Source organism: Rhodococcus cerastii (assembly GCF_033042195.1).
Lineage (GTDB): Bacteria > Actinomycetota > Actinomycetes > Mycobacteriales > Mycobacteriaceae > Rhodococcoides.
Window position 1 is genome coordinate 95,088 of sequence record NZ_JAWLKF010000002.1, and the last position, 23,100, is coordinate 118,187.

Sequence of the window (23,100 nt, forward strand, 5' to 3'; positions counted from 1 at the left end):
TGGGCGCGGTGAAAAACTCCTACACCCGCACCATGTTCCTGGCCGCCTCCGTCTCGCTCGTCCTGCTGACGGGCGCATGCAGCTCGGACGAGGACACCTCGTCCCCGGCACCCTCCACGTCCTCCGCGTCGTCGGACGCCGGTGCCCCGGCCACCTCGAGCACCTGCCCCACGGCGGCACCCGACGCGGCAGCCATTCCGGAATGGACGCTGGACGGGGACTCCGGCAGCATGGCCGTCGTCGGATCCACCGACACGGCCGCGCCCGCGGTCACCGTCGACACACCGTTCGCCGTCGGCGAGACACAGGTCGAAACGCTGATGGCGGGGGACGGACCGGTCGTTGCAGCCGACGCCGAGGTGTCCGTCTGCTACATGGGCGTCAACGGACGCACCGGGGAAACGTTCGACAGCAGCTTCGAGCGGGGCGCGCCGGTCGAATTCCCGCTCGACGGAGTTGTCGCAGGCTTCCAGAAGGCCATCGCCGGACAGACCGTCGGCTCGACCGTCGCCGTTGCGGTCACCTCGGCCGACGGATACGCGAGCGGCAATCCGGCGGCCGGAATCGAGCCGGGCGACAGCTTGATCTTCGCGATCTCGATCCTCAGCGCGGCGTAGCCGCAGTGGCGTGGTCGAGTGCCCCTGGGGGCGCTCAACCACGCCACTGCCGCAGGCATTACACCGTCGAGAGCTGCTGAATCGTCGTCGCGCCGCCCGGGGTGGGCGTCGTGGTGATGAAGTTCGAGTCGTAACCCAGCGATTCGACGACGCCGCGGATCTCGCGGAACTGCTCGACGCTGACGTCGGGCGTGCGCTTGAGCACGAATCCGGACGTGCGGGTGGGGCTTCCGACGAACGCCCACGAGTAGTCGTCGGCGATGTAGGCGACGATGTAGTTGGTCGGTCCTTCCTGGCTCTCCTGCGTGGGAACGCCCGGGAAGCTCACGTGCAGTTGGGCATTGGTGACGGTGTCGTTGACTCGTGCGTTGCCGACGATGCGGTTTTCCTGGCCCGTCCAGGTGGTGCAGGTGTTCTCGACGCGGATGTTGGCGTCGTCGATCATCTGGTAGTTCGCCTGGGTGTCGCGGGCGCAGATCAGGTTGAAGGGCTGCGGCACCGCGGCGACCTGGTTCCAGGTGCCCAGGTAGCGCTCGACATCGAGTGACGGGATCGGAGCCAGCGGCTCGAGTCCGACCGATCCCAGCGGGCCGACCGGCTGCGCCTGCGCCGGAGCCGCGGTCAGCAGTGCGCCTGCGGCCATGGCACCGACGAGTGCGGTGCGGCCGAATGCGTTGCGGATCTTCATGTGTTCGCTCCTTGGGTTGCGGATGTGTTCTTGTTCGAGTCGATCCTGTTCGGCCACCAGATCCCCGGGCCGATGAGGGTGAACAGGGCGGGAATCACGACGGTGCGTACCACGAAGGTATCGAGCAGAATACCGAGTCCGACGATGATTCCGAGTTGGGTCAGGGTGATCAGCGGTAGGACGCCGAGCACGCAGAACACGGCTGCCAGAACGATTCCCGCGCTCGTGATGACACCTCCGGTGGCCGAAACCGCCCGCACGATGGCAGATCTGGTGCCGTGCTGGGGCGTCTCCTCCCGGGTACGAGTGACGAGGAAGATGGTGTAGTCCACGCCGAGCGCGACCAGGAACAGGAACGCGAACAGCGGAGTGTTGTCGTCGAGGGCGGGGAATCCGAAGACGTGCAGGCTCACCCAGCTGCCGATCCCGATCGCGGCCACTGCGCTCAATACCGTTGTCGCGACCAGGATCAGGGGCGCAACCAGGGCGCGCAACAGAACAAGGAGCACGGCGAGCACGACCGCGAGAATAGCGGGAATGACCACGAGGCGATCGCGGGCCGCTGCGTCGGTGGTGTCGAGTGCCTTGGCATCGCTGCCGCCTACCAGTGCGCGGTCCACGCCGGTGAGTGCGGCGCGGAGGTCCTCGACGACGGCGAACGACTCGTCGGATGCGGGGGCCGCGTCGGTGACGACCGACAGGCGGGTGAGTCCGGTGTCGGAATCTGCGACGCGATCGACCGAGACGACTCCGTCGATGCCCTCGGCGGTGCTGATGACTGCATCGATGTCGGCGGTGGGAGCGAGGACCGTCATCGGATCGGCCGATCCGGCCGGGAAGTGCTGGGAGAGAGTGTCGAAGCCTTCGACGGACTCGGCGGTGACACGGAACTGCTCGGTTTGCGAGAGTCCGATCTGAGTCCCGAACAGTGCGGCGCAGCAGGCCAGCAGTGCGACGATCGTGATCGAAGCGGTGGCCACGGGGCGTCGGGCAACACCTGCGGCGATCGAATGCCAGACGCCTTCCGTGGTGGTGTCTCGGTCCGATTCCTTGGGAACGAAGGGCCAGAACAGCTTCGGGCCGCACAGTTTCAGTAGAGGCGGCAGTACGAACAGGACGAACACTGCTGCGACGACGAGACCGGCCGCGGCCAGCGCCCCGAGGCTGCGGGTGCTCGGCAGCATCGCGAGGAGCAAGGTCAGCAGGGCCAGTACGACGGTTGCGTTGCTGGCGAGGATGGCGGGCCCGGCCTGGCGAACGGCGCGGTGCAGGGCGAGGCGATGATCGGACTCGCGACGCAGTTCCTCGCGGTATCGAGAGATGAGCAGCAGTGCGTAGTTCGTGCCTGCGCCGAACACCAGCACACTGGTGATTCCCGAGGTCGAACCGTCGAAGGAGAGCCCGGTGGCCTGGGCCAGCGCGGTACCGACGGTGGTGGCGAATCGGTCGGCGAAACCGATGACGGCCAACGGCACCAACCACAGGATGGGTGATCGGTAGGTGACGATGAGGAGGACGGCCACCACGAGCGCGGTGACGGCCAGAAGCGTGAAGTTGGCTCCGGAGAACGAGTTCGCTATGTCGGCACCGAAAGCGGGTCCGCCGGTGACCTGGGCGATCAGATCGGGAGAGAGGCCGTCGCCGGCCGCGGATCGCAGCTCGGTGATCAGTTCGTTGAGCGTGAAGCCCGACAACTCGGAGTCGACCTGGACCAGCGCGATCGCAGCTTTGCCGTCGGGTGCGACGATCGGGGGCGGGCCGGGCTCGTCCGGCACCGAGCGATCGACGGCGAGCAGCCTGCTCTGTGCGGCAGCTGCGCCCTCGATGTCGACGGCTGTCAGGTCGCCGCCGTCGGCCCGGCTCAGAACCAGGATCACCGGTGCGGAGTCGGAATCCGGGAATTCGGCGAGAAGCTCGTCGACCTGGTAGGACTCGGCCGACGTCGGCAAAGAGTTCGGCGACTGGTCGGCGGAATCGTTGCTGCCGACCAACCCCATCACGGCCACGGCGAGGATGAAGATCGCTGCCGCCAGCGCCCCGGATCTACGCCCGGTGGCCGCGACCGCGACGCGGTCCCAGACGGTCTTGTTCTCGGTTCGAGTGCTGTCCACGAAGAAACAATCTCATTTACTTAGATATTAAGCAACTGAATCTCTTGCGGGCAGTAGTCTGACGGTGACCGCAGCGAAGGAGTTGCCACCGACATGGCCGACCGAAACCACCTCGAATCCGCGATTTCCGCGGATCTACGAGCGCTGTCGTCGGTCTCCGAACAGATCGGTCAAGTGTTCGGCGCTCTACACAGCCTGCGGCCCAACGACTTTCGGGCTCTGTTGCACGTCATGGTCGCCGATGTCGAGGGTGCGCCGCTGACGGCGGGGGAACTGGGCACGATGCTCGGTCTGTCCTCGGCGGCGATGACCTACCTCGTCGAGCGCATGATCACCTCCGGGCACATCCGCCGCGAATCCGACGCGTCCGATCGACGCAAGGTCATTCTGCGGTACGACGAGCACGGGATGGAGGTCGCTCGCGGGTTCTTCGGCCCCCTCGGTAAGCGGACGAGCGCCGCATTGGCGGATTTCCCCGATGGCGATCTCGCCGCCGCGCATCGGGTGTTCGAAGCGCTGATCGGCGCTATGCGAGAACATCACGCGGACCTGGGAAACAGCCGTCGCGCGTAGGGGCCGCGCCCGGCGCGATGTTCGAACCGCTGGTGGGTGGCCTGTTCGGGCCGATGCTGGACTCCGAGCGTGCCAGTGCCGTAGGGTTGGCCACGGTTGAGCTAACAGCCGGTCACGGGGAAACGCAGCGAAGTCGGCGTCCGGGTCAGGCTAAAATTCTGCTCCCGCTGCGTCAATCGGTTTCCCCCTCAGTTCGACCGATCGATGGGATCTGCCATGAGTGTTGAATCTTCAGGCAACAAAGTTCGAACCACCCCGGTGACTGTCGCGGAGAAGTCCGTGTCCGTCGCAGCAACCGGAGCAATCTTCACCGCGCACGACGGCCCCGACGGCTCACTCGTCGTCGCCGTCCACGGCGACATCGACATGCGCAGCGCGCCGATGTTCTCCGATTTCGTCTGCAGCCGCGTGTCCAGCAAAAGGCATGTCACCCTCGATCTGTCCAATGTCGAATTCTTCGGCATCGCAGGTCTCACAGTTTTCGATGCAGTCCGTGACTACACGGCCGGCATCGGCGCATCATGGTCGATCGTCGCAGGACGCTCGGTCTCACGTCTGATCCAGGTCGCCGACCTCGAGTCCACGATTCCGACGGCTCGTCCCTCGAACGACCGGTAATACTCCGGCGATCATCGCCGCGACAAGAGGTGGGCAGCTCCAGTACGGGGCTGCCCACTGTTCGTCGTTCTCGAGTCGTCGGTCCCCCGAGTTGTCTGTCCCCGAACGAACGAACGACCCTGCAGTACGGCGTAGCCGGTGTACAGGGTCGTCCGAAGTTGTTGCAGGCCAGGAGAACTAGTCCTCGGTTCCCTCCGAGGCGCTGAAGAAGGCCCACTCGCCGTCGTGCTCGACCTCGAGTCGCCATCCCAATTCCTCGTTGTCCGACTTGCTGTCCTTGAACCAGGCGTGCGCGTCCTCCGAACTGGAGATGTCCTTGGTCTCGACGACGGTTCCGTGCGGATCGATAACTCTGTAATTTGCCATGACGTCGGGATGCCCCGATGTCGCACGACCTAATCCACGCTGGAACGCCGAGGAGAGGGCGGCCGACTTCGGTGGTGGACAAATGCGCGCGCATTCGTCGAATGCGCGCGAAATCGCCTCGGAAACCTCGCAATTCTGCGCGCAGCCGGCAAACGCGCGCGCTTGTGCGGTGAGCGAGTTGTCGAGTGCACCCGCTATGTACGCGAGAGCACCGATCGCGCGAAGAACATCAGGTTCGCCGGACGCTCGGCCAGTCTGCGCATGAAGTAGCCGTACCACTGCGACCCGTAGGGCACATACACGCGAACATGCCGCCCGGCATCGACGAGTCGGCGCTGCTCGGGATCGCGGATGCCGTACAGCATCTGGAACTCGAACTCCTCGGACGACCTGCCCGCGGACGCCGCGAACTGCTCCGCCGCGTCGATCATCTCCGGATCGTGTGAGGCCACCATCGGGTAGCCGCGACCGTTCATCAAAACCTGCAGGCACCTCAGGTACGAGTCGGAGACCTCCCGTGCACTCTGAAACGCCACCGACGACGGTTCGTTGTACGCACCCTTGCACAGGCGGATCCGAGATCTCGGTCCGGACAGGTCCCGGCAGTCGGCTTCGGTGCGTCGCAGATACGCCTGCAGCACCGTACCCAGATCCGGAAAGTCCACGCGCAGTTCGCGGACGATCGACAGGGTCGAATCGGTGGTCGTGTGGTCCTCGGCATCCACCGTCACCCACACCCCGGCCGCCGTGGCAGCAGTGCAGATCGTCCGTGCGTTCTCCAGCGCCAGGGTTCGGTCGATTCCCTGGCCGAGCGCGGACAGCTTGAGTGAGATCTCCAGCGCTGTCGCATCGGCTCTTCGCGTCGAAAAACGTTGTATCAGTGACAGATACGCGTCCACGGTTGCTTTCGCCTGGACTCGGTCGGTGGTGTCCTCACCGAGGTAGTCCACCGAGACGAACCGGCCCGACGCCAGCAGGGTATCGACCGCGCCGACGGCCGCGGGCTCGGATTCACCAGCGACGAATCGGTCGACGAGTGATCGGGTGGCGCGCAGCCGCGTCACCGTCGCCTGCAGTTTCGGTGAACGCGCCGCCGCCAGCAGCGCCGGCCGCAGCGGATTGCTCAGCAGAGTGGTCATCGCGTTCCCTCGCCTTCCTGGTGTGGATAGCCGTGGGTGGTGGGCGGAACGAACGTTTCCTTCACGGTGCGGGCCGAGGTCCACCGCAGCAGGTTCTGCGGTGAGCCGGCCTTGTCGTTGGTGCCCGATGCACGGGCTCCGCCGAACGGTTGCTGTCCCACCACTGCGCCGGTCGGTTTGTCGTTGACGTAGAAGTTGCCTGCGGCGAATCGCAGTGCCGCATGGGCGTGTTCGACGGCGGTGCGATCGGTGGCGATGACCGCTCCGGTCAATGCGTACTTCGAGCCACTGTCCACGGCGCGCAGGGTCTCGGCGTAGGCGTCGGGCTTGCTGTCGTCGTAGACGTGCACGGCGAGGATGGGGCCGAAGTACTCGGTGGTGAAGGCCTCGTCGGTGGGATCGTCGCCGAGAAGCACCGTGGGCGAGACGAAGTAGCCCTCCGAGTCGTCACAGGTTCCGCCTGCAGCAATGGTCAGGCCGGGGACGGACTTCGCTCGGTCGAGGGCAGCTGCGTTGCGGTCGAACGCCTTTCGGTCGATGACGGCACCGCCGTAGTTGGAGAGGTCGGTCACGTCACCGTACTTCAGCGCCGAGACCTGCTCGACGAACGAATCGCCCATCGACGCCCACAGCGATTTCGGTACGAAGGCCCGGGATGCTGCGGAGCACTTCTGCCCCTGGAAGTCGAACGCACCGCGAATCATGGCCGTGGTCAACACATCCGGATCGGCCGAGCTGTGCGCGACGATGAAGTCCTTGCCGCCGGTCTCGCCGACGAGCCGTGGATACGAGTGGTAGTTCGAGATGTTGTTGCCCACCTGACGCCACAGCGTCTGGAACGTCGCGGTGGATCCGGTGAAGTGGATGCCGGCCAGCCGCGGATCGGCAAGGGCGACTTCGGACACCATCGGACCGTCGCCGAGAACGAGGTTGATCACCCCCGGCGGCAGACCGGCGGCTTCTAAGAGCTGCAGCGTGAGATATGCGGCCACGGCCTGGGTGGGCGAGGGCTTCCACAGCACGGTGTTGCCCATCAACGCGGGCGCGGTGGGCAGGTTGCCTGCGATGGCGGTGAAGTTGAACGGAGTGATGGCGTAGACGAAGCCCTCGAGCGGACGGTATTCGACGCGATTCCACACTCCCGGTGCCGATATCGGCTGCTCGGCGAGAATCTGCCGGGCGAACGTGACGTTGAACCGCCAGAAGTCGATGAGCTCGCAGGGTGCGTCGATCTCCGCCTGGTAGGCCGACTTGGACTGACCGAGCATCGTTGCAGCAGCGATTCTTTCGCGCCACGGGCCGGACAGCAGATCGGCGGCCCGCAGGAACACCGCGGCGCGCTCGTCGAAGGGAAGATCGCGCCACATCGGCGCGGCTGCCGTGGCGGCGTCGATGGCGTCGCGCACATCCTGGTGGCCGGCACCGGCGAAACTGCCGATGATCGACGAGTGCTTGTGCGGTTCGACGACGTTCTCGCGTGGGCCGTCGGCCTGTCGGTGAACTCCGCCGATGACCTGATGGATCTCGACGGGGGAGGAACGCAGTTCGGTCAGGCGGCTGCGCAAGCGGGTGCGTTCCGGGCTACCCGGGGCGTAGGTGTTGACCGGCTCGTTGGTGGGGGTGGGGACGGATGTGACGGCGTCCATGGCTGCTCCTCGGCTTCGGTGTGTGCTGCTCATTGAAGTCCGATCCGCACCGCGTTCAATCAGCTCATCGGCCAAAGAATTCATGTTCTACTTGTCCGCATGGCCAATACGGTGTCGCTGCGTTCGATGCTGACCTCGCTGCACAGCGCCGTCGTCGAACTCGTCCTCGCGCCCGCCGGAACGGACATGGCCGTCGAGTCCGTCGCGCTGCTCGATGCCGACGACCTGCGGCTACCTCCGGGAGCATCCTCCGATCTGACGCTGCTGGTGGGCGTGACCGAGGCCGATGTGATCCGGTGGTTCGACGATCTCGCGTTGCGTCCGGTCGCAGACCGACCACTCGCGGTGCTGACCAAAGTCGCCGCCTCGACCGCGCTGTCCCACGGTGCCAGGGAGACCGGTATCGCATTGGTCGCAGTGCACCAGCAGACACGGTGGGAGCTGTTGCTGTCGATGATGCGCGGAGTTCTCGATCAGGCCCGGGCCCAGAGCCCCGACGACGGACTGTTCGGAGCCGACACCGACCTCTACGAACTCGCGCAGACGGTGGCGTCGCTGACGAAGGGCATGGTGAGCATCGAGGACGAGCGCTCACACGTGTTGGCCTACTCGGCATCCGACGACGCGGCCGACGAACTGCGAACCCTGTCGATTCTCGGACGCGAAGGACCGGCCGACTATCTGCGCAGGCTGCACGAGCGTGGCGTGTTCGATCGACTCCGCCGTACCGACGACGTGATCGACGTGCCGGCCGATACCGAACTGGAGATTCGTCGACGCCTCGCAGTCGGGATTCGTCGCATGACCGGCAGCCCGACGACTCTCGGGACGATCTGGGTGCAGCAGGGTTCCCTCCCGCTCGCCTCGGACGCCGACGCGGTACTGCGCGGTGCCTCCGCTGTCGCGGCCCGACTGATCACCCGCATCGCTAACGCCCCGACCAACGAGGCCCTGCAGATTCAGCGCCTGCTCGGGGCAAGGGGCGGCGGTGTCGATATCCCGTCGCTGGCGTCTGCGCTGTCGATACCCACCTCGGGTTCCGCGGCGGTCGTCGGATTCGCGGCCTGCGGAGACTTCGAGATCAGCGCCCTGGCACCGTCTGTTCGACTGCACGCCAGCGCTTTTCGACGAGACTCGTTGGTCACCACCATCGGTGAGAGAATCTACGCGCTGTTTCCCGGGGTGGCGTCGGGCACGGGGATTGCGGCGTGGACCGCCGACGCCGTCGGACGGATCGAGACGCGTACCTCGATGGCGTTGCGCGCTGCGGTCGCAGCCCCGATCGCCGATCTCGAGGGCGTGGCCGTGGCCAGGTTCGAGGTCGACCGAGTTCTCGACGGCACCACCGGCGAGGTGCGGGTCACGACGCTGGAGGAGTCGAGAACCTCGGTGTTGCTGGGCGAAATCCTGGAACTGATCACCAATCACGAACAGCTACGAGACCCGCGCATCGCCGCCCTCGACGGATACGACGCCACCAACGACTCCAGAATGCGCGAGAGTCTAGAGACGTACCTGGCGTGCTTCGGCGACGTTCGGGCTGCCGCCGAGCGATTGCACATTCACCCGAACACCCTGCGCTACCGCATTCGCCGCGTCGAGCAGATCCTGGACCTCGATCTCACCGATTCCGACGCACGACTACTCGTCGAGATCCAACTGCGTCTGTGAGCGGCTTCGCCGCACGTGAGCAGGAGTGGAGCCCGCGGAACGACCCAAGTGAGCGAAAACTCGTAGCAGGCTACGAGGTTCTATGCACGTGGGGTGCCGGTGCTGGATCGGATCACCAGGGTCGGTTCGATGCTCGAACGCCTGGTGCTTCGGTTTCCGGTGTCGATCTGATCGAGCAGAATTTCGACGCTTCGTACACCGACGTCGGTGAATTCCTGGCGAATGGTGGTCAGGGGCGGTGAGAAGAATTCGGCGTCGGGGACATCGTCGAAGCCGACGACGCTGACGTCCTGCGGTACTCGCTTTCCGTGGACGTTCAGCGCGCGGAGCACTCCGAGTGCCATGGAGTCGTTGCCTGCGAACACTGCGGTGACGTCGGCGTCGACGGCCAGTTCGCTGCCGGCCCGGAACCCTGATTTGGCAGTCCAATCGCCGCTGAGGGTGGGCGGCGGTTCGATGCCTGCTTCCTCGTGGGCCAGCCGCCATCCGGTGACGCGGTCGCCGGCCTCGTACCAGCCCAGCGGTCCGGCAACGTGCCACACGGCGCTGTGTCCGAGCGAGAGCAGGTGACTGGTTGCGGCCCTGGCTCCGGCGATCTGGTCCACCGAGACGACGGCCAGATCACCGGCAGGCGAACCCTCCACGGCGACGAGTGGGAGTTCCCCGGCCAGATCGGCGATGTCGCCGCCGTCGGTTCGCAGAGGCGCGATGACGACGACGCCGTCGACACCCTGCTTCTGCAACCGGCGCACACAGGTGATGATGGCTGCCTCGTCGAACGAGGTGGGGACGCCGACCACCACGGAGTAGCCGGCGTGACGGGCTGCGTACTCGACGCTGTACAGCGTCGACACCGGACCGTAGAGAGCGTTTCCGGTCCCGACGATTCCGATGGTCTTGCTGCGGCCGGTGACCAGAGCGCGGGCAGCAGTGTTCGGTCGATAGCCGAGTTCCGAGATCGCCTGATGCACTTTGGTTCTCGTCGCTTCGGTCACGTTGGGATGACCGTTGATGACGCGGGAGACGGTCTGATGGGACACGCCGGCGAGACGGGCGACATCGGTCATGGCGGGTCCTCGAGTGGGTGTCATCTTCCGAGCCTCCCTTCGTGATCGAAGACAATCACAGCATGCCCGGGCCGGTGGTGCCCGCGACTGTGTGGATTACGTGGGTGTTGTCACCGCGGAACCGGTCGTGGCGGGCGCAGGCTTGCCTGGCTCGGCACCGGAGAACATCTCGGCCGGCACAGGCACTCCCAGATAGCTGCTCGGAGGCGCAGCTTTGTCGCCCTTGTTGCCCTTACCGCTCGCTGCTCGGCGCTTGGTCCAGATGTCGAATGCCACTGCGGCGAGGAGTACCAGGCCCTTGACCAGCTGAACGCGTTCGCTGGGCGAACCGATGAGCGACATTCCGCTGTTGATCACGGCGATGATGAGTCCGCCGGTGAGCGCACCGACGATGCGGCCGACACCGCCCTGCACCGCTGCGCCACCGATGAAGGCCGCGGCGATAGCGTCGAGCTCGAAGCCGTTGCCTGCAGTGGGACCGGCCTGGTTGAGGCGGCCGGCGAAGATGATTCCGGCGAGGGCGGACAGGACTCCCATGTTGACGAAGATCCAGAAGGTCACCGGCTTGACCTTGATACCGGACAGCGATGCGGCGTGGATGTTTCCGCCGATGGCGTACACGTGCCGACCGAACACCGTCCTGCCTGCCAGCGTGGAATAACCCATCACCAGTACGGCGAGAAGGATCAGCACGTACGGCAGGTTCTTGAAGCGCGCCAGCTGGACGGCGACGGCGAGAACCAGACCGCCGGCCAGAACCATCTTGAGCAGGAACAGGGGCATCGCGTCGACGGCCTGCCCGTACTTCTGCCGACCAGTCCGAGAACGCCACTGCGTGAACACGATTCCGGCAACAGCGAGGATCGCGACGAGCAGGGTGAAGATGTCCGCACCCCCGAGCGGCCCGAGTCCCACGTTGCCCAGGAAGCCGGGGAGGAAGCCGTTGGAGAGAGTACGTACGGGTCCGGGGAACGGTCCGATGCCCTGGTTACCGAGAACGATGAGGGTGACCGCGCGGAAGATGAGCATGCCGGCCAGGGTCACGATGAATGCCGGAATGCCGAAGTACGCAACCCAATAGCCCTGCCAGGCTCCGATCAGACCGCCGATGATCAGCGTGATGAGCACCGCAAGAGGCCACGGCACGTTCTGCTGAACCATCAGCACACCCGAGATCGCTCCGGTCGCCGCGACAACCGATCCGACGGACAGGTCGATGTGGCCCGCGATGATGATCACGACCATGCCGATGGCCAGGATGAGGATGTACGAGTTCTGGACCACCATGTTGCTGATGTTCTGCGGGACCAGCAGTTGGCCGCCGGTGAGAACGGTGAACAGCAGGATGATCAACGCGAACGCGATGAAGATCCCGCTCTGGCGGAGGTTTCGCGTGAGCAGCCCCCGTACGGTCGACAGCTGGTTCATCGAAGTACTCCTGTTCCACGGGTCATGAGGTGCATGAGGGATTCCTGTGTCGCGTCCTCGCGAGTCACCTCACCGGTGATCCGGCCTGCGGACAGCGCGTAGATCCGGTCGCACAGTCCGAGCAGTTCCGGTAGCTCGGAGGAGATCACCAGAATTGCCTTGCCTGCGTCGGCGAGATCGTTGATGATCGAATAGATTTCGAACTTCGCGCCGACGTCGATTCCTCGCGTCGGTTCGTCGAGGATGAGCACGTCGGGATCGCTGAAGATCCACTTGCTCAGCACGACTTTCTGCTGATTGCCGCCGGAGAGCTTGCCGACGACGGCAGAGACGTTCGGTGCCTTGATGTTCATGCTCTTCCGGAAGCCCTCGGCCACCTTGTATTCCTGGTTGTCGTCGACGAAGCCACCGGTCACCAGTTTGTCGAGTGCCGCAGTGGAGATGTTGCGTTTGATGTCGTCGATCAGGTTGAGGCCGTAGCGCTTTCGGTCCTCGGTGGCGTACGCGATTCCGTGATGGATGGCGTCGCTGACGGATTTGACGTGTATTTCCTTGCCGTACTTGTACAGTCGCCCCGAGATGTCGATGCCGTAACTGCGTCCGAAGACACTCATGGCCAATTCGGTGCGTCCGGCACCCATCAGCCCGGCCAGGCCGACGATCTCACCCCGGCGCAGCGTCAGATTCGCTCCGTCGACGACGGTTCGGCCGTGCTGGGTCGGGCTGTGCACGGTCCAGTCCTCGATACGCAGAACTTCCTCTCCCACAGTGGATTCGTGTGGTGGGAACCGGTGCTCGAGATCGCGGCCGACCATCAGCGAGATGATGCGATCCTCGGTGACCTCGGGGCTGCGCATGTCCAACGTCTCGATGGTTCGGCCGTCACGAATGATCGTGGTGCGGTCGGCGACGGCCGCGATCTCGTTGAGCTTGTGCGAGATGATCACGCACGTGATTCCCTCGTCTCGCAGACCGCGAAGCAGGTCGAGCAGGTGAGCCGAGTCCGAATCGTTCAGTGCTGCAGTCGGTTCGTCGAGAATCAGCAGCGTGACGTCCTTGGACAACGCCTTGGCGATCTCGACGAGTTGCTGCTTGCCGACCCCGAGATCGTTGACCACGGTGACCGGGTTCTCCCGCAGCCCTACCCGATTCAGTAGGGCTGCGGCCTCGGAATTGGTTCGGTTCCAGTCGATGAACCCGCGCCTGGACCGCTCGTTGCCGAGAAAGATGTTCTCGGCGATGGACAGGTACGGACTCAGCGCGAGTTCCTGATGGATGATGACGATGCCCTCGGCCTCGCTGCTCCGGATGTCGGAGAACTCGCAGGCGCGACCGTCGAACACGATCTCGCCGTCGAATGTGTCGTGTGGATACACACCCGACAGCACCTTCATGAGCGTCGACTTTCCGGCGCCGTTCTCACCGCAGATCGCGTGGATCTCGCCGCGATTGACCGAGAGAGTGACATCCTGCAGCGCCTTCACGCCGGGAAACGTCTTGGTGATGCCGCGCATCTCCAAGATCGGGCTCGTCATCTCCGAACTCACTTCAACTGATCCTCGGTGTAGTAGCCGCCTTCGACCAGCAGCTGCTCGTAGTTGCCCTTGTTGACGATCTCGGGCTGCAGCAGGTACGCCGGAACGACCTTCTCGCCGTTGTCGTAGTCCGTCGTGTTGTTCGTCTCGGGCGTCTGACCGTCGAGCATGGATTGAGCCATCGCGATCGTGACCTCGGCCAGTTGCCGGGTGTCCTTGTAGATCGTGGAGTACTGCTCGTCGGCGATGATCGACTTCACCGACGGCACCTCGGCATCCTGACCGGTGACGATCGGGTAGGGCTGCCCTGCTGTGCCGTAGCCGTTGCTCTTGAGCGCGGAGAGGATTCCGATCGACAGTCCGTCGTACGGCGAGAGCACGCCTTGAACCTTCTGGCCCGAGGAGTACGTCTTGGTGAGCAGATCCTCCATGCGCTTCTGCGCGGTCGCCGGATCCCAGCGCAGTGTTGCGGCCGTCTCGAAGTCGGATTCGCCGCTGCCGATCTTCAGTGTTCCGTCGTCCAGGTACGGCTGCAGAGTCTCCATCGCGCCGTCGAAGAAGAACGTGGCGTTGTTGTCGTCGGGAGAACCGGCGAAGACCTCGATGTTCAACGGACCCGCTGGGGCGTCGGCCTTGTCGGTGCCGTCCTCGTTCTTCAATCCGAGGCCGACGAGCAGAGACGTGGCCTGGTCGACGCCGACCTTGTAGTTGTCGAACGTCGCGTAGTAGTCGACGTTGGGGGAGTTGCGGATGAGGCGGTCGTACGCGATGACGCCGATGCCGTTGTCCTTGGCTTCCTGCAACTGGGTGGTGATCGCGGTGCCGTCCACCGAAGCCACGATGAGAAGCTTTGCGCCCTGGGTGATCTGGTTCTCGATCTGATTCACCTGGGTGGGAATATCGTTCTCCGCGTACTGCAGATCGACCTTGTAGCCCTGTCCTTCGAGCGCGCTCTTGAGATTGTCGCCGTCGGCGATCCATCGAGCCGAGGACTTGGTCGGCATCGTCACGCCGATCAGCGCGCCCGCCGTGCTTCCGCCGTCGGCCGGCTGGACGTCCGCCGTCTTGGTGCTCGATCCGCATGCGGTGACCGTGATGGCCAGTGCCACCGCGGCCGCGGCCATGGGTAGATGTCGAAACTTCATCGTTTCTCCCTGCTCGGTGAAATCAGATCTCGAAGTTGGTGGAGAGTGGCCTCGTCTGTGCCGCACATCACATCAAGACGAAAGTGTGAGCGATAACATCGGCATTGTCAAAGTTTATTTTCCGTACCCCCGCTCACCAGTGTGAGCGCTAACAACGAGTCGACGCCGCAGCCCCGAGAGTCGAGAATCTTCGCCGGAGGGGCCGGGGCGTCAGTGCAACTCGTGAACCGACTGTTTCCCGCTCTTGAGCCAGCGACTCGGGAGTCGGCCGACCAGCTCGCCCAGTGGGTGAACCGCAGCCGAGAGGATCTCCACGGAATCCTGCAGGATGTCGATCGAGATGCTCATCCGCTCGATGTTCGGGGCCACCGACGTCAGTGTCTCCGACAGCTTGACCAGCTGATCGAGCGGTCCGCCCTTGGCTGTCAGTCGCTCGATGGCACCGTCCTCGGCGAGCAGAGTTTCGAGGATGCCCTCCTCGGCGATGGCACGCTCGATCAGGCCGTCCTGACGCGTGAGCACCTCGAGCGGGCCGTCCTTGGCCGTCAGTCGTTCGAGCGGTCCGTTGGTGGCGGTGATGCGGTCGAGCAGACCGCCTTCGGCGAGCAGTCGTTCGAGCGGTCCGTCCTCGGCGAGCAGCCGGTCCAAGGGTCCGCCCGGAGCGAGAATTCGCTCTACCGGGCCACCCGGGGAGAGCAACCGCTCGAGGGTGCCGTCCTCGGAAGTGAGGCGGTCGACGACGCCGCCCTGGGCGAGAAGGCGGTCCAAGGGTCCGCCTTCCTTGAGTGCGTTGCCCAGGGCGCGGTCGTCGGAGGTGAGTTGGCCGAGCTGGGCGAGCAGTTGCATGGTGCCGCCGCGTGGATTGGCGAGCGAGGCGACACCTGCTGTGCCGGATGCACCGGTGGCCAAGGCCATCCTGGTGGTGGCCAACGCGACCTCCGCGACGCCGATCGCCTGCTCGGCGATGGCAATTCCGGCGCGCGCGGGCAGTGTGATCGCTGACACCCAATTCATCGTTTTACTGTAACTGCTCGTAGCTCGGAAAATCAGTGAAGAACCTTCAGTCCCACGACGCATCCGACGATGCCGACCAGAAGCGCCACCTTGAGCAGTGACGCAGCTTCTTCGCCGGTGATCATGGCGTACGCGACGGTGAGGGTGGCACCGATTCCCACCCAGACGGCGTAGGCGGTACCGGTGGGCAACGACCGCATCGCGACCGCGAGACCGATCATGCTGAGAACCACTGCGACTCCGAAGACGACGGACGGTCCGAGTTTGGTGAAGCCCTCGGACTTACCGAGCGCGGTCGCCCAGATCGCTTCGAGAACGCCGGAGACGACGAGAATGAGCCAAGCCACGAAAATCACTCCTTGCACCGTCTTGTCGCTGTTCGGGTACGGTGCGCTCGTCCGATTGTCGGAAGTGACTTGTACGATCGTACCAATTCGGGGCGGTAGTGGCCATGGGTTTCGGGCTGTCAGTACGCGTACGTGTTCGCGGGCGCGTCGATTCGCTCGACCGTCGAGACGGTCATCGTGGGTGTGAACGCAGTGTTCTCCGTCGCTGTGGCCGCGTCGACGGTCCCCGATATCCGCAGCCAGGTGCCGTCCGAAATGTCGTCGAGAGACGCGCTACCTGCGTCGAGGTGGATGCGAACGGACCTGGCGTCGGCCGCGCAGCAGATGATGAGAATGCGAGCGAGATCGATGCCGTCCGTCGTGCCGTCGGCGCGCGGCGAGCCTCCGTTCGCGGTGGCGACGGCGAATCCGGTGACGCGAATCTCCCGTCCGTCGAGGCTGCCTTCGGTGTCTCTGACCGCGCGTTGTACGACATCGAGCAACGGAACCTCGGGCGCGCGCTCGTCCGGGAGAGGTGGAAACGCTGTCCGCTGACGATCGGCAGCCGAGGTGACGGATCGATCGCCGACCGCGGAGACACCCAGCGCGGGCGGTGCGACGAACAGGATGACCGCGAGCGGGACCAACAGCAGCCAGTACGGACGCGAATCATGATCGTGCCCGTCGTCGGCCGGCCCACCGCGGCGGATGTCGGCCACGATCGACGCGGCCGCCAGGAGCACGATCAACACGCCGGCAGTCAGCAGATACGGATGCAGCGACGGTTTGACGTATCGCACAAAGCTGCCGTCCAACGAAATCTTGACCATGGCTCCGCCGAGGAGAAACAGCAGAAGGTTCTGCACCTCGCGCTTCATCGCGCTCCCAGAACGAGGTAGCCGCACACCGAGGCACACGCGATCGCGACGACGAACGTCAGCGGGGCGAAACGTGCGACGAACCCGCGTCCGAAACTGCCCGCCTGCATCGCCATCAGCTTGACGTCGACGGCAGGTCCGACCACCAGGAAGACCAACCGCGGAAGCAGCGGCAGCATCGACATGCTGGCGGCAACGAACGCATCGGCCTCCGAACACAGCGCCAGAATCACCGCGAGTACGGCCATCACCAGGATCGACAGCAGCAACTGCCCGGCGAGATGGGCGAACACCCAGTCCGGAATCACCAGATGCAGCAGGGCGGCGGCCGCGGCACCGAACACGAGAAATGCCCCGGCCTGAAGCAGATCAGCACGCGCCGACTCGCGGAACGTCTCCCACTTCGAGCGGTCGTGATCGTGTCCGCGAGCGGCCAGCCGCGCGGTGATCCACTCCGCCTTGCCGAATCGAGTCCACAGCCAACCCATCACCAGTGCAGTGGCGAGCGAGCCGAGGAACCGCGCGAGAACCATGCCGGGTTCGCCGGGAAAAGCCACCGCGGTCGAGACCAGGACGACCGGGTTGATCGCCGGCGCCGACAGCAGGAACGCGAGGGCGGCCGATGCCGGAACACCCTGATCCATCAGCCGACGCGAGACGGGAACGGCACCGCACTCACAACCGGGCAGCGCCATTCCGGCCAGTCCCGTCACTCCGACGGCAGCCGTTTCGTTCTTCGGGACCACTCGTCGCAGCACCGACGGCGAGACGAACGCGGCGATACTTCCACTGACGAGTACTCCGAGCACCAGGAACGGCGTCGCCTGCACGAAGATCCCGGTGAACACCGTCGCGCCGGTCTTCAGCGCAGGGGACGAGTCGACCCATCGCGCGATATCGGCACCGAAGACGATGCCCAATACGAGCAGAGTTGCGAATACGTGCATGGATGACACGGGAGACCGAGTCATGATTCGGCCGTCGGTCTTCGCGTCGAGCATCGCTGCCATCATGCCCCCTGTGGCTGGGCTGTGTCGTCGGTGGCTCGCGGCAACCTCGTTGTCGGTGGCTCGCGGCAACTTCGTTGTGGGTGGCTCGCGGCGACTTCGTTGTGGGTGGCTCACAGCAACCTCACAGCGAGAGTCCAGCGAACGAGCAGCATCTCGCGCGAAGATGGACACCGTGAGCGAGACACCCGAGGCCAGAGTCCTGATCGTCGACGACGAACCGACCATCGTCGAACTGCTGTCGGTCAGCCTGAGGTACCAGGGATTCGAGGTGGCGACTGCGTCGTCCGGTCCCGAGGCTCTCGACAAGGTGCGCAACTTCAGGCCCGAGGCTCTCATTCTCGACGTGATGATGCCCGGCATGGACGGGTTCGGTCTGCTGCGTCGACTGCGGGCCGACGGAATCGATGCGCCTGCCCTGTTCCTGACCGCGCGTGACTCGGTGGAAGACAAGGTGACCGGGCTGACCCTCGGTGCGGACGACTACGTCACCAAGCCGTTCTCGCTCGAGGAAGTGGTGGCCCGACTCCGAGTGATCCTGCGCCGGTCCGGCAAGAGCGAGGACGCGCAGCCGTCGCGAGTTGCGTTCGCGGACATCGAACTCGACGACGACACCCACGAGGTGTGGAAGGCAGGTGAGCCGATCTCGCTCTCGCCCACCGAGTTCACGCTGCTGCGGTACTTCATGGTGAACGCGGGAACCGTGCTGAGCAAGCCGCGAATCCTCGATCACGTGTGGCACTACGACTTCGGTGGTGAAGTGGGAGTGGTGGAGTCGTATGTGTCGTATCTACGTCGCAAGGTCGATACCGGAGACACTCGCTTGATTCACACACTGCGAGGCGTCGGCTACGTCATGCGCCAGCCACGGTGACGGCCGTTCGAGGTCGGATTCGGAGCCTGCCGCTGCGTTTCACCTTGGTCGCGGCGTTGCTGCTCCTGGTCGGGCTGGGCCTGCTGGCGTCCGGGGTGGCGGTGACGTCCTCGCTCGAGTCGTCCCTGATGCGTCGCCTGGACAGTCAACTGGTCGAAGCGTCCCAGGGATGGGCGAAACCGGGTGGCGAACGCCCGCCCTTTCCGATCGACGAACCCAACCCGAACCGCCCGCCGACGAACTTCTTCGTTCGGTCCGTGGCCAACGACGGTACCGTCCGGGGCCCGATCAACGATGTGGCCGAGAGTGTTCCGGACCTGTCCGGTGCGCCGTCGGCAACTCCGAAGACCGTCGGTTCCGAGGGCGACCCGTCGAAGGAGTGGCGGGTGATCACGGTGACCAACAGCGAGGGTTCCACCACCGTGGGCATGTCGCTCAGCGCCAACCAACAGACCGTCAGCCGGCTCGTGGTGCTGCAGTTCTACATCGGCGCCGCCGTGTTGCTGGCCCTGGCCGTGATCGCCTACTTCGTGGTGCGACGCAGTCTGCGACCGTTGCGTGAAGTGGAGACGACGGCCGCGGCCATCGCTGCCGGAGATCTGCATCGACGGGTTCCCGAGTGGAGTGAGAAGACCGAGGTGGGCCGATTGTCGTTGGCCCTCAACGGAATGCTTTCGCAGATTCAGCGGGCATTCGCGGCAACTGCGGCCTCGGAGGAGGCGGCTCGTGCGTCCGAGGATCGGATGCGCCGCTTCGTCGCCGACGCCAGCCACGAACTGCGTACCCCGCTGACGACGATCCGCGGATTCGCCGAGTTGTATCGGCAGGGCGCGATGAGCGACATCTCGTTGCTGATGACGCGTATCGAGGGCGAATCGGCGCGGATGGGCCTGCTCGTCGAAGACCTGCTGATGCTCGCGCGACTCGACGCGCAACGCCCGCTCGACATGCGTCGCGTCGACCTACTGACCATCGCCGCCGATGCCGTGCACGACGCCAAGGCGGTCTCACCCGCGCGGGACATCTCGCTGAAAGTGTTGGCAGGGCCGGGAATACCCGAGGTCAGCGGCGACGACGCTCGGCTGCGCCAGGTACTGGCGAACCTCGTCGGAAACGCGGTGCGGCACACACCCGAATCGGCGTCGATCACCGTCTGCGTCGGGACCACCCAGTCCTCGGTACTGCTCGAAGTCCAGGACACCGGCCCCGGGCTGGGCGAGGAAGAGGCGGCGCACGTGTTCGAGCGCTTCTATCGAGCCGACTCCTCCCGGACGCGCGAGAGCGGCGGCAGCGGGCTCGGGCTCTCGATCGTCGCGGCCTTGGTGGCGGCGCACAACGGCACCGTTCGGGTGCAGAGTGCCCCCGGTCAGGGTGCGACCTTCCGGGTCGAATTACCCCACGCCGACGGTTGATTCGCTCGCCGTCCTGGCTTTCTTGCGCTCGGCCAGTTTCGTGTACGCGGCTGCGGCGAGTGGCGCGGCCACGAGCATCGACACCAGTCGGATCACCTGAACACACGCGACGAAGGTGACATCCGACCCCGTGGTCGCAGACACGGCGAGCACGGCGGCCAGGCCGCCGGGTGTGGTCGCGAGGTACCCGGTGAGCATGCTGACCCCGGTGATCGCAGACAGCGCCCAGCCGAACAGCGCGCACACCAACCCGATCGAGAGCACCAGCAGCGCGGCCCACGGGAAGATACGACCGATGGCCCGCAGGCTCGACACGGTGAAGGCGAGCCCCGCTTGCCATCCGATGACGATGAACGCCACCGGCAGCAGCACCGTGGGCACCGAGATGTCGACGGGCCATCCGAGCAGTTCGCAGGCACCGGCGACGATCAGCGGTCCGAGTGTCGCCGGCGCGGGCAGTCGGATGAGCCGCGCCAGAACGATTCCGGCGATGACGGCGGCGATCAGAAAGGCCGTGCCGATGTACCAGGGCGTCGTCGCCGTATCGTCCGCGCCTGCTCCGCCGCCGGTGTCGGTGTGGAAGGCGAAGGTGACGATCAGCGGCATGGTGACCACCACGAGCGCGACGCGCAGGTATTGCACCACGGCCACGATTCGCTCGTCCCCGCCGAGTTCTCGGGCGATGGACACCAGACCCGTTGCGCCACCGGCGATCAGGGACAGTGCTCCGGTGACGGGGTCGACATCGCGATGCAGGGCGAGCAGTGCGCCGCAACCGGCGCTGACGACCAGCGTCCCGGCACCGACGAGAACGGCGGGAATCCAGTTCTCGCCCAACGCGCCGAGAGTGTCGGTGTCGAGCATGAGGCCGATGGTGACGGCCAGCGTGCCCTGCGCTGCCATCGACGCCGGGCGCGGTACCGCAGCCGGGCCGAGGCCGGTCAGAGCGAACACCACGGCGACGACGAGGGCCGCGAACAACGACGGTGCCGTCAGGCCCAGGGCCGCGAAAAGGGCCCAGCCCCCGACGGATACGGCCGCGAGGCCGATCCATCGGAGGCTGTTCCCCAGTATTCGTCTCATCCGTTTCGGAGCACTCACGCTCCGGACTTGACCAGAAGAACCGGGACCGGAATCTCGAGGAGCAGACGCTGAATGGTCTGTCCCATCAGAAACTTTCCGACCGCCGAGCGGTGTCGGGAGCCGACCACCAGGATCTCGGACTTCTGCTCTTCGGCCAAGGTCAGCAGGGTGTTGACGGCATCGGGATCGGGCCGGCCCACCGCCACGGTCCAGGAGACGGCGTCGGCGTGATCGATATCGGCCAGAGCGGTCTCCACCGACGCGGACACTGCCTGCGTCTCGGCCGCCTCGGCGGAGGGCTCGGCCGATCCGGAGAGTGCGTGCAGGACGACGAGGTCCGTCTCTCGAATGCGGGCTTCTCGCACTGCGGCCGCCAGTGCTGCGCGGCCCTCGGGTGAATTGTTGTGCAGTACGCCAACGGTCATGACAGTTTCTCCTACGACGAGTGGGGTGGGGGATCAGCCGAACGGGATCTGGCCGAGGAGGATGCCGACGGCCAGCATCGCGAGGGAGACGACCACAGCTCGCCACAGCACCTTCTTGTGGTGATCGGCCAGCGACACTCCGGCGAGGGTGACCAGCAGCAGGATGGCCGGAACCAGCGGGCTCTGCAGGTGGACGGGCTGACCGGTGATCGACGCACGGGCCATCTCGACGGGGTCGATGCCGTACTTGCTCGCAGTCTCGGTCAACACCGGGAGGATGCCGAAGTAGAAGGCGTCGTTGGTCATGAAGAACGTCAGCGGGATGCTCAGGATGCCGGTGATGACGGCCAGGTACGGGCCCATGCCCGCCGGGATGACGTTGAGCAGCCACTCGGCCATGGCCTCGACCATGCCGGTGCCCTGGAAGACGCCGGTGAGAATTGCTGCGGCGAGCACCATGGCGACCACGGAGACGATGGAGGACGAGTGCCGTGCGATCGCGTCGCCCTGTTCCTTGACCTTGGGGAAGTTGACCGTCAGAGCGATCGAGGCAGCGATCATGAACAGCACCGGGATGGGCAGGATGTCCATGACGAGGATGACAAGCAGGATGACCGTCAGAGCAGCGTTGAACCACAGCAACTTCGGGCGCAGCGTGTCGCGATTGGGGTCCAGGCCGTCGAAGAACTGACCCGATTCGCCGGAGTCGTCCGATCCGCCGGTGCCTGATCCGCCGGTTCCCTTGCCGCCCTTACGGATACTGCCGCCGCCACCGGAGGCCACCAGTTCGGGTTCGTAGATCAACTTGCCGATGCGGCGACGCTCCATGATGCCCAGATGCACGGCGAAGAGCAGCACGATGATCAGGCCGACGATCATCGAAGGGACCATCGGAACGAAGACGTCGGACGGGGAGATGCCGAGAGCGGATGCGGCGCGCACCGTCGGGCCGCCCCACGGGATGATGTTCATCGTGCCGTTGGCGAGACCGGCGACGACGGTCAGAATGACCGGGCTGACACCGAGTTTGAGGTACAGCGGCAGCAGCGCGGACGTGACGATGATGAACGTGGTGGAGCCGTCACCGTCGAGCGAGACGACCATGGCCAGAATGGCTGTTCCGACAACGAGTTTCATCGGGTCGTTTCGCACGAGGCGCAGGATGCCGCGCACCAGCGGGTCGAACAGTCCGACGTCGATCATGATTCCGAAGAAGATGATGGCGAAGAACAGCAGGGCTGCAGTGGGGGCCAGGGACTTGATGCCGTCGGTGATCATGTCACCGATGCCGAGTCCGGCGCCGGCCAGCAGACCGAAGATGACGGGTACGAGGGTGAGTGCGACGACGGGCGTGGCTCTCTTGGTCAGGATCAAGAACATGAAGGCGGCTACCATGAGGAAGCCGAGTATCACCAACATCGTGCACTCCTTCTCGAATGTGTGAGGTGGGTCCGGTCGGACCGGTTGTGTGACTGAA

At 65.1% G+C, this 23,100-nt stretch carries 22 protein-coding genes and 1 riboswitch; of the genes, 6 read left to right on the forward strand and 16 right to left on the reverse strand.

Annotated elements, in window-relative coordinates; translation table 11 throughout:
* The first annotated feature begins 32 nt into the window (after nt 1-32).
* Entirely contained in the window at nt 33-617 is a 585-nt protein-coding gene (locus R3P93_RS04730; protein ID WP_094686877.1) for an FKBP-type peptidyl-prolyl cis-trans isomerase, read from the forward strand.
* A 58-nt stretch (nt 618-675) separates the two neighbouring features.
* Here the strand turns inward: R3P93_RS04730 and R3P93_RS04735 are convergent, their stop codons facing one another.
* On the reverse strand, nt 676-1,305 hold the full coding sequence (locus R3P93_RS04735; protein ID WP_094639259.1) for a lipocalin family protein: 630 nt from the start codon (nt 1,303-1,305) through the stop codon (nt 676-678).
* Nucleotides 1,302-3,302: an MMPL family transporter gene (locus tag R3P93_RS04740; protein ID WP_317532679.1), complete on the reverse strand. Its 2,001-nt coding sequence runs from the start codon at nt 3,300-3,302 to the stop codon at nt 1,302-1,304. Before R3P93_RS04740 ends, R3P93_RS04735 begins: the two co-directional genes overlap by 4 nt.
* A gap of 207 nt (nt 3,303-3,509) precedes the next feature.
* Here R3P93_RS04740 and R3P93_RS04745 point away from each other — a divergent pair, with 207 nt between their 5' ends.
* Both R3P93_RS04745 and R3P93_RS04750 read left to right on the forward strand, forming a co-directional pair.
* A complete protein-coding gene (locus R3P93_RS04745; protein WP_317532503.1) occupies nt 3,510-3,989 on the forward strand; it encodes a MarR family winged helix-turn-helix transcriptional regulator in 480 nt (159 codons plus the stop codon).
* Between the two features lie 279 nt (nt 3,990-4,268).
* A complete protein-coding gene (locus R3P93_RS04750) occupies nt 4,269-4,607 on the forward strand; it encodes an STAS domain-containing protein (protein ID WP_231893846.1) in 339 nt (112 codons plus the stop codon).
* A 177-nt stretch (nt 4,608-4,784) separates the two neighbouring features.
* On the opposite strand, the gene R3P93_RS04755 is transcribed toward R3P93_RS04750, so the two are convergent.
* From R3P93_RS04755 to pruA, 3 genes are all read right to left on the reverse strand, one after another.
* Nucleotides 4,785-4,973 (reverse strand): hypothetical protein, encoded by a 189-nt coding sequence (locus R3P93_RS04755; RefSeq protein ID WP_094639319.1) that lies wholly within the window; start codon nt 4,971-4,973, stop codon nt 4,785-4,787.
* A 194-nt stretch (nt 4,974-5,167) separates the two neighbouring features.
* Nucleotides 5,168-6,112 carry a proline dehydrogenase family protein gene (locus tag R3P93_RS04760; RefSeq protein WP_094670385.1) on the reverse strand — a complete coding sequence of 315 codons (945 nt, stop codon included), beginning with the start codon at nt 6,110-6,112 and terminating at the stop codon, nt 5,168-5,170.
* Nucleotides 6,109-7,758 (reverse strand): L-glutamate gamma-semialdehyde dehydrogenase, encoded by a 1,650-nt coding sequence (gene pruA, locus R3P93_RS04765; RefSeq protein WP_094639261.1) that lies wholly within the window; start codon nt 7,756-7,758, stop codon nt 6,109-6,111. The genes R3P93_RS04760 and pruA overlap by 4 nt, the downstream gene beginning before the upstream one ends.
* Before the next feature lie 99 nt (nt 7,759-7,857).
* Here pruA and R3P93_RS04770 point away from each other — a divergent pair, with 99 nt between their 5' ends.
* Nucleotides 7,858-9,429 carry a PucR family transcriptional regulator gene (locus R3P93_RS04770; RefSeq protein WP_317532504.1) on the forward strand — a complete coding sequence of 524 codons (1,572 nt, stop codon included), beginning with the start codon at nt 7,858-7,860 and terminating at the stop codon, nt 9,427-9,429.
* A gap of 80 nt (nt 9,430-9,509) precedes the next feature.
* Here R3P93_RS04770 and R3P93_RS04775 read toward each other — a convergent pair whose 3' ends face one another.
* The 8 genes from R3P93_RS04775 to R3P93_RS04810 all read right to left on the reverse strand — a co-directional run bounded on the left by R3P93_RS04775 (nt 9,510) and on the right by R3P93_RS04810 (nt 17,823).
* Nucleotides 9,510-10,496 carry a LacI family DNA-binding transcriptional regulator gene (locus R3P93_RS04775; RefSeq protein WP_317532505.1) on the reverse strand — a complete coding sequence of 329 codons (987 nt, stop codon included), beginning with the start codon at nt 10,494-10,496 and terminating at the stop codon, nt 9,510-9,512.
* A gap of 96 nt (nt 10,497-10,592) precedes the next feature.
* Nucleotides 10,593-11,924: a multiple monosaccharide ABC transporter permease gene (mmsB, locus tag R3P93_RS04780; RefSeq protein WP_317532506.1), complete on the reverse strand. Its 1,332-nt coding sequence runs from the start codon at nt 11,922-11,924 to the stop codon at nt 10,593-10,595.
* A complete protein-coding gene (gene mmsA / locus R3P93_RS04785; RefSeq protein ID WP_094686874.1) occupies nt 11,921-13,459 on the reverse strand; it encodes a multiple monosaccharide ABC transporter ATP-binding protein in 1,539 nt (512 codons plus the stop codon). Before mmsA ends, mmsB begins: the two co-directional genes overlap by 4 nt.
* 8 nt (nt 13,460-13,467) lie before the next feature.
* Nucleotides 13,468-14,604 (reverse strand): multiple monosaccharide ABC transporter substrate-binding protein, encoded by a 1,137-nt coding sequence (gene chvE, locus R3P93_RS04790; RefSeq protein WP_068055809.1) that lies wholly within the window; start codon nt 14,602-14,604, stop codon nt 13,468-13,470.
* A 210-nt stretch (nt 14,605-14,814) separates the two neighbouring features.
* Nucleotides 14,815-15,618, reverse strand: coding sequence for a hypothetical protein (locus R3P93_RS04795; protein ID WP_037194493.1), 804 nt, complete (start codon nt 15,616-15,618; stop codon nt 14,815-14,817).
* Nucleotides 15,619-15,650: 32 nt separating this feature from the next.
* Nucleotides 15,651-15,965, reverse strand: coding sequence for a DMT family transporter (locus tag R3P93_RS04800; RefSeq protein WP_068055819.1), 315 nt, complete (start codon nt 15,963-15,965; stop codon nt 15,651-15,653).
* An 11-nt stretch (nt 15,966-15,976) separates the two neighbouring features.
* Nucleotides 15,977-16,039: riboswitch (guanidine-III (ykkC-III) riboswitch) on the reverse strand.
* Between the two features lie 45 nt (nt 16,040-16,084).
* Entirely contained in the window at nt 16,085-16,822 is a 738-nt protein-coding gene (locus R3P93_RS04805) for a TIGR03943 family putative permease subunit (protein ID WP_068055812.1), read from the reverse strand.
* Nucleotides 16,819-17,823, reverse strand: a complete 1,005-nt coding sequence (locus tag R3P93_RS04810) for a permease (protein ID WP_068055823.1) — start codon at nt 17,821-17,823, stop codon at nt 16,819-16,821. The genes R3P93_RS04805 and R3P93_RS04810 overlap by 4 nt, the downstream gene beginning before the upstream one ends.
* Nucleotides 17,824-17,995: 172 nt before the next feature.
* Between R3P93_RS04810 and R3P93_RS04815 the strand changes: the two genes are divergently transcribed.
* Both R3P93_RS04815 and R3P93_RS04820 read left to right on the forward strand, forming a co-directional pair.
* Entirely contained in the window at nt 17,996-18,703 is a 708-nt protein-coding gene (locus R3P93_RS04815) for a response regulator transcription factor (RefSeq protein ID WP_317532507.1), read from the forward strand.
* Nucleotides 18,700-20,115, forward strand: coding sequence for a sensor histidine kinase (locus R3P93_RS04820; RefSeq protein WP_394855255.1), 1,416 nt, complete (start codon nt 18,700-18,702; stop codon nt 20,113-20,115). The genes R3P93_RS04815 and R3P93_RS04820 overlap by 4 nt, the downstream gene beginning before the upstream one ends.
* On the opposite strand, the gene R3P93_RS04825 is transcribed toward R3P93_RS04820, so the two are convergent.
* From R3P93_RS04825 to R3P93_RS04835, 3 genes are read right to left on the reverse strand one after another with little or no spacing between them, the layout of a single operon-like run.
* Complete coding sequence (locus tag R3P93_RS04825; protein WP_317532681.1) at nt 20,095-21,198, reverse strand: AbrB family transcriptional regulator; 1,104 nt, start codon at nt 21,196-21,198, stop codon at nt 20,095-20,097. The genes R3P93_RS04820 and R3P93_RS04825 overlap by 21 nt on opposite strands.
* Before the next feature lie 14 nt (nt 21,199-21,212).
* Nucleotides 21,213-21,623, reverse strand: coding sequence for a universal stress protein (locus R3P93_RS04830; RefSeq protein WP_317532508.1), 411 nt, complete (start codon nt 21,621-21,623; stop codon nt 21,213-21,215).
* 33 nt (nt 21,624-21,656) lie between these two features.
* Nucleotides 21,657-23,042, reverse strand: coding sequence for a CitMHS family transporter (locus tag R3P93_RS04835; RefSeq protein ID WP_068055829.1), 1,386 nt, complete (start codon nt 23,040-23,042; stop codon nt 21,657-21,659).
* Nucleotides 23,043-23,100: the final 58 nt, after the last annotated feature.